Source organism: uncultured Cardiobacterium sp., assembly GCF_938028185.1.
In the GTDB taxonomy this organism is placed as follows: domain Bacteria; phylum Pseudomonadota; class Gammaproteobacteria; order Cardiobacteriales; family Cardiobacteriaceae; genus Cardiobacterium.
Genome location: NZ_CALJAH010000321.1, coordinates 1 through 3276, shown reverse-complemented (window position 1 = coordinate 3276; position 3276 = coordinate 1). Strand labels below are relative to the sequence as shown.

Sequence of the window (3276 nt, the reverse complement as noted above, 5' to 3'; positions counted from 1 at the left end):
CGTGGTGCAGGCGACGTTGAACTCTCGACACTGGAATGGGCGGACGGGTTCAACCAGCGCCGTTTGCCAAGCTCCATCAGTTATAACCCCGCCAGCAGAATTTGAAACGGCCTACTATCGCCAAGAGGGCGGGTTAGGCAAAGCTGCCTGATCCAATCAATCCGTCCTCCGATATGTGGGGCGGTTCATTCAGCTTGTTGAGTCTCTCGTTGTGCGAGCTGTTCCAGTCGCTCGTGCCTTGCTAACCCAATCTACGAATTGCTCCGTCCCGGGGGAGATGTGTTCACTCCTGGCCGTTTTCTGTAGAGAGATTGCGCATTTGTAGCAGGATTTCGGCAGCGGCCCTGCCTTCGGCGGTGAGGCGGACGTTCGGGTCGATGGCATTACGCGGTTCGATGAGTTTTTGCGCAAGCAGTGGTTCGGCCAAATCTGCCGCCTCCAGTTCGTCCCATGTGACCGGCGTGGCGTTGGGGTCGGCGAGTTCCCCCAGCAAGGTAAAGAGGCGCAGCGAACGGGTGCCGCCGCCGTCTTCGTCCCAAACGCTGTCTTCGCCGTATTGTGCCGGGGATTCGCCGACTTTTTTGCTGATGTCGCCGAACCAGACGCCTTCGTCTTCTTCTTTGACCTGACGGATTTTTTCGATTTTGATGCGGTGTATCCAGTCGTCGCCAAAGTCGAACCAGTAGTAGATGTTGTCTTTTTCGGCCAGGCGGGCATCGTCCAGGGTGTATTCGGCGGCAAGGTGTTCGGTGTGCTCGCCATCAGTCTCTTCTTCGTCGGCAAAGAGGTCGTCCAGATCCATGATTTCCCGCGAAACGGTTTCTTTGCAATCCTGAAAGAGGTAGTCGCCGCTTTTCGGTTCTTCTTTGCGGGTGAGGTAGAAGCGGTAAAGGTGGTCGTCTTCGCGGTCAAAGGCGTCGAAGATGAGTTCGTGCAGGTTGGCGAAGGTGGCGTTGCCGCTGATTTCGATGATGCGGTGCAGTTTGCTCATCGGTTGGGCGCGCGCGCCGACGAGCCAGACTTTCAGGCGGTAGAGGTTGAGGGTAGGCATGGGAGCTCCGGGGTTGGGGAAAGGGGTTTATGGATGTGGGCAGTTATTGTACCGTCCAAGGCAGATTATTTTGCGAGAGGCTGGAAATGCACGTTACTTTGGGGTGGGGGTCAATGGCTTTGAGTTTTTGTCTTAATTTATCCTGTACATCGCGTATGTTTATGGCGTGTGGTCTTAATCTGCTTGTGCTAGTGGGCTGTTCGAGATGCAGGATTATTCTAATACACCGCTTTTGCAAAAAAGCCTTGGAAAAGTCTTTTTCATTAGAATTTGTGGCATTGATTCGTGTAGCGACCAAACCTGCCAGCGTATCGCGAACTTTGAGCGCAATTTCATCGGCAAGGTCTATTGGCTTACTTCTTGAGTGTTGACGGTAGTCCTTGATTTCTATCATCCAGGCGTTCTGCTCCAAATAACATAATAGATCGACAGCCTTGTTGTCATGGTAACAACGGTTTTGGAACTGGTTTTTGTAAAATACCCAGTTATCATATTTTTCAGCTTTGACCTTTTGGCCAAAGGTAAACGTCAGGTTTCCTTCTTGAATTATGGTCATTTTATTGACGGTTTGAACTGTCGGTATCAGGGGGATATAAATCTGCTGCTATCATAAAACGGTCTGATTGTAGCAGTTCTTCATCCAGCATGATGAGGGTCTGGATATCTGCAATGTCGCTGCTTTGCTCCAGTTTTGTTTCTCCTTTATCTACAAACAGGGCAAACCAGCGGTGTTGAGGCGGGACAGCTTTGTTTTCTGCCAGCAGGATTTCCAGTTCGCGGAGCAGAAACAGTGAATGCGTGGCGAGAAATATTTGTACGCCGGAATGGGCAATGGCGACAATAACGTTTGCCAGTACTTTAATCAGTTTGGGATTGAGATTGGCTTCGGGTTCATCCCAGAACAAATAACCCTGTTTCAATAAAGTGCCGGTACTGATTAACCGCGCCAACATTGCCAGTTTCCGTAATCCTTCGGCTACCAGCGGTATTTCCATTTTTCCTTCACCGGATATTTGTAGATAAAATCTACCTGTTTTGGCATCAACAAGAACTTTGCCTTCCATTGCTTCTTCTAAAGGCGCTAGCAATTGGGCGGCATCTTTCTCACGGGGGCCTTTAATAGAAGGATTTCCCAAGAGCGAGACGGTATCTCGCCAGGTCTCTTCAAATTCCAGATGGTAATTGTCATATAGCGATAAAAACCACGGGCACAGGGTAATGAGTTCACGAGTTGGAAGAAAGGCCGGAGATTGGGGCAGTTTTTTTCTTGGGAGGCGAATAATTTCTACTTGGCTTTTTGCACTACTGGCAAATCCGATAGCTGCGCTATAAGAACTGTCACCCATTGTTATCGCTATTTCACAGCGTTCCCGTCCTTGTTTGCGTTTAACCAGTCGTCCCAAACTTTCCGGGCGAAAAACCGCAATCAGTTTTTCGGCATAGGTTTTTTCCAATACGGTTTTGGATAGCTCTTTGGCATCGGTCTGTACTTTTAACAGGGTATAGAGTGCTTTGAGTACATGCGATTTACCCAACCCGTTTTCACCCACGATAATATTAATGCCTGCTGCAAATTCCCATTTTGCGTTCGGTAGGCGGGTGAAGTTTTTAAATTCTGCGTATTTAATCATGGTATTCCGGTTGAAAAATTGCCCTTTCCTGTACGGGAAAGGGCATTTTCAGGTTGATTCGCAAGGATTTAGACATACCGCCGGGTTTCGCCGCCGTGCGCGACGTTTTCCACACAGCGCGGGCAGAGGCCGGGGTAGGCGGGGTCGCTATTGACGGTCGGCAGGATGTGCCAGCAGCGTTCGCATTTGTCGCCTTCGGCTTTGTGGACGGTGACGCTGAGCGCATCGCCGGGTTCAAGGGTGACGGCGGAGGTGATGAAGAGGAAGCGCAGTTCGTCGCCAAGGCGGGCGAGGTTGTGGTAGCTCGCTTCGGGGGCGGTGATGTGCAGCGCGGCTTCGAGCGAGCCGCCGATGAGGCCGTCTTTGCGCGCGTTTTCCAACGCGACGTTCACGTCTTCGCGCACGCGGATGAGATCCGCCCAGTAGGCGGCGTCAAAGGCGCTGTCGTAACCGGTGAGGCCGTCGTAGAAGCGGGCGAGGAAGACGGATTCTTCGCGCGTCCCCGGCATGTGTTGCCAGATTTCTTCGGCGGTGAAGCTCAGGATGGGCGCCAGCCAGCGCACCATGGCTTCGAGGATGTGCCAGATGGCGGTT

At 51.7% G+C, this 3276-nt stretch carries 4 protein-coding genes; all 4 read right to left on the bottom strand.

The genetic code is table 11. The annotated features are described in order from the left end of the window. Positions 1-283: 283 nt before the first annotated feature. Positions 284-1051: a hypothetical protein gene (locus Q0349_RS09430; protein ID WP_298080632.1), complete on the bottom strand. Its 768-nt coding sequence runs from the start codon at positions 1049-1051 to the stop codon at positions 284-286. 43 nt (positions 1052-1094) lie between these two features. Next, complete coding sequence (locus Q0349_RS09425; RefSeq protein ID WP_298080631.1) at positions 1095-1607, bottom strand: hypothetical protein; 513 nt, start codon at positions 1605-1607, stop codon at positions 1095-1097. Position 1608: 1 nt separating this feature from the next. Further along, positions 1609-2682, bottom strand: a complete 1074-nt coding sequence (locus tag Q0349_RS09420; RefSeq protein ID WP_298080630.1) for an AAA family ATPase — start codon at positions 2680-2682, stop codon at positions 1609-1611. Positions 2683-2750: 68 nt separating this feature from the next. Beyond that, on the bottom strand, positions 2751-3276 hold a 526-nt coding region (locus Q0349_RS09415), incomplete at its 5' end, for a class I tRNA ligase family protein (protein WP_298080628.1).